This is a genomic window from Intestinimonas sp. UBA1698 (genome assembly GCF_002320075.1).
GTDB lineage: Bacteria > Bacillota > Clostridia > Oscillospirales > Oscillospiraceae > Intestinimonas > Intestinimonas massiliensis.
On record NZ_DCJO01000041.1, the window covers coordinates 90,170 to 96,873 of the forward strand.

General features: G+C 63.6%; 4 protein-coding genes. 3 read left to right on the plus strand and 1 reads right to left on the minus strand.

The genetic code is table 11. The annotated features are described in order from the left end of the window. Nucleotides 1-121 precede the first annotated feature (121 nt). The 3 genes from B3H64_RS11035 to B3H64_RS11045 all read left to right on the plus strand — a co-directional run bounded on the left by B3H64_RS11035 (nt 122) and on the right by B3H64_RS11045 (nt 2,861). Nucleotides 122-1,624 (plus strand): copper amine oxidase N-terminal domain-containing protein, encoded by a 1,503-nt coding sequence (locus B3H64_RS11035; protein WP_286735093.1) that lies wholly within the window; start codon nt 122-124, stop codon nt 1,622-1,624. 16 nt (nt 1,625-1,640) lie between these two features. Continuing rightward, complete coding sequence (locus tag B3H64_RS11040) at nt 1,641-2,492, plus strand: glycosyltransferase family 2 protein (RefSeq protein ID WP_286735096.1); 852 nt, start codon at nt 1,641-1,643, stop codon at nt 2,490-2,492. 108 nt (nt 2,493-2,600) lie between these two features. Beyond that, complete coding sequence (locus B3H64_RS11045; RefSeq protein WP_286735097.1) at nt 2,601-2,861, plus strand: hypothetical protein; 261 nt, start codon at nt 2,601-2,603, stop codon at nt 2,859-2,861. A 125-nt stretch (nt 2,862-2,986) separates the two neighbouring features. On the opposite strand, the gene B3H64_RS11050 is transcribed toward B3H64_RS11045, so the two are convergent. Then, nucleotides 2,987-6,427, minus strand: a complete 3,441-nt coding sequence (locus B3H64_RS11050) for a pyruvate carboxylase (protein WP_414653505.1) — start codon at nt 6,425-6,427, stop codon at nt 2,987-2,989. Between the last annotated feature and the right edge of the window lie 277 nt (nt 6,428-6,704).

Consider the following 6,704-nt stretch of genomic DNA (forward strand, 5'->3'; position numbering starts at 1 on the left):
AAGGGCCCGCGCCTGTCATATTTCAGAGCGCTGCGTCGTTTCTATTGTACCACCCGGTGGAATCAATCAGTTTGATTCAAAATAAAAGACCAAATGCATTCATCAAGGAGGAAGAATTACCATGAAGCATACCCTGAAGCGGGTCCTCGCCATGGGGACTGCCCTGGTCCTGACCCTGGGCCTGTCCACCGCCGCCCTGGCGGCCGAGGGGGAGGAGCCCCCTGTCAGCCCCGCCCCCGCCGCCGAGCAGACCATCGCCGTTCAACTGGACGGCCAGAACCTGACCTTTACCGACGCCGTGCCCCAGGTGAAGGACCAGCGCACCTTCCTGCCCTTCCGCGCCGTGTTTGAGGCCATGGGCGCCGAGGTGTCCAACGAGGGCGACGTCATCACCGCCGCTCGGGACGGCAAGACCCTGACCATGACCATCGGCTCCGCCGAGGCCACCCTCACCGAGGGTGAGACCGCCACCGTCATCACTATGGACGTGGCGCCCTATGTGGATTCCGCCACCTGGCGCACCTATGTGCCTGTCCGCTTCGCCGCCCAGGCCTTCGGCTGCGCCGTGGGCTGGGATCAGGACGACCAGACGGCCGTCATCGTGGACACCGAGAAGCTGCTGGGCAGCGCCAAGGCGGGCAAGGAGTACACCATCCTGGCCAAATACTTGGAGTACAGCCGGCAGTTCAACGAGGGCGCCTGGGCCGTGACCGCCGACTTTGACGCTGACCTGAGCATGATGGGCATGGGCCCCGCCACCGTGGACGGCACCCTGGAGGGCGTGGTGGCGGACGCCGTCAAGGCCCAGATGTCCATGAACATGAAGCTGGACCTGGAGGAGCTCATGGCCGACCTGTCCGCCCTGGCCGCCGCCGGCACCAGCGAGGAGCCCGCCGCGCCGACCGCCGAGGAGCAGGCTCTGCTGACCGCCCTGAAGGAGAAGGGCGTCGGCCTGGAGATGCGCATGGACATGGACAAGGGCATGCTGTACATGACCTTTACCGGCGAGGCGCTGGAGGCCCTGGGCCTGCCCGCCGACACCTGGTACTCCATGGATATGGGCGCCCTGTTTGAGCAACTGGGCATGGACTACGCCGAGCTGATGGACCTGTCCAAGACCCTGGACGCCTCCGCCATGCTGGAGGCCATGCTCCAGAGCGCCGACCTGTCCGATAAGGACACCGCCTACGCCACCGTCGCCGGCCTGGTGGATTCCGCCGCCAAGCTGCTCTCCGACGAGGGCTTCCAGAAGAACGGCAGCGACTACACCACCGCCTACACCTATACCCAGGACGGCGCCGACATGACCCTGTCCTTCACCCTGAACACCAAGAACGACAAGGTGGTGGGCTACGCCATGGACATCAAGATGACCATGGTCACCGGCGCCGAGACTGGCGAGACCACTGAGGTCATGACCATGACCATGGGCATGGATGAGAAAAACCACATGACCGCCGAGATGAAGATGGATCTGCTGGGCCTGATGAGCATGAACATGACCATCTCCGGCGACTATAAGACCACCGACAAGACCCCCGCCGTGGAGCCCCCCGCCGGCGCCGTTGTGGTGCCCTTCGAGGAGCTGGGGATGGAGACCGCCGCGCCTGAGACGGCCGCCTGAACCGGGACCCTGAGCCGTGAACCAGCCCCTGGTCAGCATCATCGTTCCGGTCTATAACGTGGCGCCCTACCTGGAGCAGTGCGTAGAGAGCATCCGGACCCAGAGCTACTCCAATTTCCAGTGCTTTCTGGTGGACGACGGCAGTACCGACGGCTCCGCCGCCCTGTGTGACCGGGCGGCGGCCGCCGACAGCCGCTTTATCGCCCTGCACAAGTCCAACAGCGGCGTGTCCGACGCCCGGAATCAGGCCATGGACCTGGCCGAGGGCAAGTACCTCCAGTTTGCCGACGGGGACGACTGGCTTGCCCCCGACGCCACCGAGACCTTCGTCCGGGCCGCGGAGATTACCGGCTGCGACCTGGTGATCGCCCACTTTTACCGGGTGGCCGGGGAGCGGCAGGCCCGGCGCGGCCACATCAAAACCGGCGGCGTCATGACCCGCCGGGAGTTTGCCGAGCAGATGGTGAAGGCCCCGGCCAACTACTACTACGGCGTACTGTGGAACAAGCTCTACCGCCGCAGCACTGTGGAGGCCAACCGTCTGCGCTGCGACCGCCGGATGGCCTGGTGCGAGGACTTCCTGTTCAACCTGGAGTACATCCAGTACGCCCGGCTCATCGCCGCGGTGCCCCGGGCGGTGTACTACTACCGCAAGCGGGAGGACAGCCTGGTCAACACCCAGACCGGCCTGCGGCGGCTGATCCGGACCAAGAAGGAGACCTTTGCCGCGTACAAGGAGCTCTACCAAAAGCTGGATCTGTACGAGGAGCAGAAGGGCCGCATCTACGGCTATCTGCTCTCCGCCGCCACCGACGGCGCGGTGTCCCCCCTGGAGGGGCTCCTCCGGCTCAGAGAACCCGGGGAATAAAAAAGCGCCCCGGCCGCCGGGACCAATCGACACGGAAAGGAGGGGGCGGAAGTGTACAGACTTCCGCCCCCTCCTGTATTATGTTCTGTATGAAAATGAGAAAGGGATATGAGTCATGCGCATAGCGGCGGCAGAAAGTACCTGCTCTATGGCGAAAGAAACACAGAACGGCAGATTGCAAGTATTACCGTTGCGCCGGATGGGTTGCGGTACCGCCTGGAACTTCCGCAAAAAGAGCGCTTTCTTGTCTCTGCGGAGATCGACAACCGCATTGCATCCGATCATTTGGACCTGGAACCGGTGACCCTGTGGAACGCCGACGGGGAAGACATCACGGGAAAATATGATCTGAGCGGCGGAGGAATATAGAACATATGCACGCCGGGGTCCCCGGCGGTGCGGAAGCCTACGGCCACGGCCCTGCGGGCAAAAAGCCCCCTGCTCGATCCCAGGATCGGGCAGGGGGCTTTGCGTATGCGCTGCGCAAGCTGTTCTTACTTTACCTTGATGGTCATGAGCAGCTCGCCGGCCTTGACGGACGAGCCCTCCCTGACCAGCACCTGGTCGATGATGCCGGCCATACGCGCCACCACCGAGGTCTCCATCTTCATGGCCTCGATGACGGCGATGACCTGATTTTCCTCTACGGCGTCGCCGGGCTGGACGCTGACCTTGGACACCATACCGGGGATGGAGGCGCCCACCTGGCTCTTATCCTCCGGGTCGGCCAGCACTACGGTGTGGGTCTGCACGTCGGCGCGGGGGTCGGGCACGGCGATCTCACGGCGCATGCCGTTGAGCTCGAACTGGACGTTGCGGGTGCCGTCCTCGTTCAGATCGCCCAGGCCTAGGTATTTGATGACCAGGGTCTTGCCGTCCTCAATGTTGATCTTGTTGGTTTCGCCCAGAGCCATGCCGTTAAAGAACACATGGGAGCCCATGCGCATGATGTAGCCGTACTCCTTGCGGTGCTTGCGGTATTCCTCGTACACCTTGGGGTACAGGCAGTAGGACACCATGGCCCGGCGGTTGATCCGGTCGTCGCCCATGAAGGCGCGCATCTTCTTCTCCACGGCCTCGAAGTCCACCGGGGGCAGCAGCTCGCCCGGGCGGCAGGTGATGGGCGCCTCGCCCTTGAGAACCACCTTCTGCAGGTCCTCGGGGAAGCCCCAGGCGGGCTGGCCCATCATGCCCTTGAAGTAGCTCACCACCGAATCGGGGAAGGTGAGGGCGGCGCCCTTTTCCACGATGTTGTCCGGGGTCAGGCCGTTCTGCACCATGAAGATGGCCAGGTCGCCCACCATCTTGGAGGACGGCGTCACCTTGACGATGTCCCCCAGCATGTCGTTGACCGCCTTGTACATCTCCTTGACGTCCTCAAACTGGTGGCCCAGGCCCAGGCTCTCCACCTGGCTTTTCAGGTTGGTGTACTGGCCGCCAGGCATCTCATAGCGGTAGATGTCGGTGGAGGGGTTCTTGATGCCCGCCTCAAAGGCGGCGTAGCGCAGGCGCACGTCGGCCCAGTAGTCGGACAGCTTTTGCAGCTTGTCGGGGTCCAGGCCGGTGTCGCGGTCCTGACCCTTCAGGGCGGTGACCACGGCGTTGAGAGAGGGCTGGCTGGTCATGGAGGCCATGGAGTCGATGGCGGCGTCCACGATGTCCACCCCGGCCTCGGCGGCCATCAGCAGGGCGGCCACCTGGTTGCCGGAGGTGTCGTGGGTGTGCAGGTGGATGGGCAGGCCCACCTCCTGCTTGAGGGCCGTCACCAGCTTTTTGGCGGCGTATGGCTTCAGCAGACCGGACATGTCCTTGATGCACAGCAGATGGGCCCCCCGCTTCTCCAGCTCCTTGGCCATCCGGACGTAGTAGTCCAGGGTGTATTTGTCCCGCTTGGGGTCCAGCACGTCGCCGGTATAGCAGATGGTGGCCTCCAGCAGCTTGTTCTGCTTGAGGACCTCGTCCATGGCAACCTCCATGCCGGGAAGCCAGTTCAGCGAGTCAAAGACCCGGAACACGTCGATGCCGGAGACGGCGGACTCCTTGACAAATTCCCGGATCAGGTTGTCGGGGTAGTTGGTGTAGCCCACGGCGTTGGCGCCCCGCAGGAGCATCTGGAAGGGGATGTTGGGGATCTTGGCCCGCAGCAGGTCCAGCCGTTCCCAGGGAGACTCGTGGAGGAAGCGGTAGGCCACGTCGAAGGTGGCGCCGCCCCACATCTCCAGGGAGAAGCAGTCGTTGAGAATCTCGGCGGTGCCCTCGGCCCCCTTCACCAGGTCCCGTGTACGCATCCGGGTGGACAGCAGCGACTGGTGGGCGTCGCGCATGGTGGTGTCGGTGACCAGCAGCTTCTTCTGGTCCAGCACCCACTGCTTGACGGCCTCGGGGCCGCCCTGGTCCAGCACCTGCTTGAGGCCCGTGCACTTGGGCGGGGTGTTCTCATAGGGCGGGAACCGGGGGACGTCCAGCTGCCTGCGCTCGGCGGAGGGGTTCTGGACCTGGATCTCCGCGATGTATTTCAGGACCTTGGTGGCGCGGTCCCGGCCGGTGTCGATGTCGAAGAGCTCCGGCGTGTCGTCGATGAACTTGGTGTGGCACTTGCCGGCGTGAAAGGTGGGGTGGGTGAGGATGTTGGTGACAAAGGGAATGTTGGTCTTGACGCCCCGGACGTGCTCCTCGCTGATGGCGCGGGTGGCCCGGCGGCAGGCCCCCTGAAAGGTGTTGTCCCAGGCGGTGACCTTGACCAGCAGCGAGTCGTAGTAGGGGGAGACGACCGCGCCGGCATAGGCGTTGCCGCCGTCCAGCCGCACGCCGAAGCCGCCGCCGGAGCGGTAGGCGGTGATCTTGCCGGTGTCGGGAGCGAAGTTATTCCGCGGGTCCTCGGTGGTCACCCGGCACTGGATGGCGTAGCCGTTGATGTGCAGGTCCTCCTGGCAGGTCATGCCGATGCGGGGGTCGGACATGGGCAGGCCCTCGGCGATGAGGATCTGGGCCCGGACCAGGTCGATGCCGGTGACCATCTCGGTGACGGTGTGCTCCACCTGAATCCGGGGGTTCATCTCGATGAAGTAGTGGCTGCCGTTCCGGTCCACCAGGAACTCCACGGTGCCGGCGTTGATGTAGCCCACGTGGCGGGCGATCTTCACCGCGTCGGCCCGCAGCCGTTCAATGGTATCCTTGGGGACGCTCCAGGCGGGGGCGAACTCCACCACCTTCTGGTAGCGGCGCTGGAGGGAACAGTCCCGCTCCCCCAGGTGATAGACGTTGCCGTGCTTGTCGGCCAGGATCTGGACCTCGATGTGCTTGGGCTCCACCAGGAACTTCTCGATGAAGATGTCCTCGTTGCCGAAGGCCTTTTTGGCCTCATTCTTGACGAGCTGGAACTGGAGGCGGACCTCCTCCTCGTTGTCGCAGCGGCGCATGCCGCGCCCGCCGCCGCCGGCGGCAGCCTTGAGGATGATGGGGAAGCCATAGCTCACTGCCCGGGCCACCGCGTCGTCGGCGTCCTTCAGGGGCTCGGTAGAGCCGGGGATGGTGGGCACATTGCAGGCGATGGCCGTGGCCTTGGCGGCCAGCTTGTCGCCCATCTGGGCCAGGATGTGGGAGGGGGGGCCGACAAAGTTGATCCCCGCCGCCTCGCAGGCCCGGGCAAAGTCAGCGTTCTCGGACAGGAAGCCGTACCCGGGGTGGATGGCGTCCACGCCCCGGCGCCTGGCCAGGTCGAGGATGGCGGGGATGTCCAGATAGGCCCCCAGGGGAGACTTGTTCTCACCGATCAGATAGGCTTCGTCCGCCTTGGTGCGGAACAGGGCGTAGGTGTCCTCGTTGGAGTACATGGCCACCGTGTGGAGCCCCAGGTCGTAGCAGGCCCGGAACACCCGGATGGCGATCTCGCCGCGGTTTGCAACCAAGACCTTCTTGAAATTGCATTCTGACACTTTCTGCATCCTTCCTTTCATTCAAAAGCCAGACACGTTACCAACAAAAGGGAACGGACAAAACCGCCCGCCCCACAGCCTGGCGGCCCTTGCTGGCGCCTTATCCCAATTTTAATTTGATAATTTTATTATATGCGGTCGGGCAAGGTTTTGCAATCGAATTTAGATGAAATTGCAATTCTTGTCACAAAGCACATGGTTTTCCACTCGGGCGGCCGGGCGGTATGGAGGAAACGCACAAGAAAGGAAAGAGCCTCCTTGTATTATAAAGTAGTAG

Coding starts and splice junctions, on each gene's coding strand:
- B3H64_RS11035 (WP_286735093.1), top strand. CDS start 122: ATGAAGCATACCCTGAAGCGGGTCCTCGCCATGGGGACTGCCCTGGTC.
- B3H64_RS11045 (WP_286735097.1), top strand. CDS start 2,601: ATGAGTCATGCGCATAGCGGCGGCAGAAAGTACCTGCTCTATGGCGAA.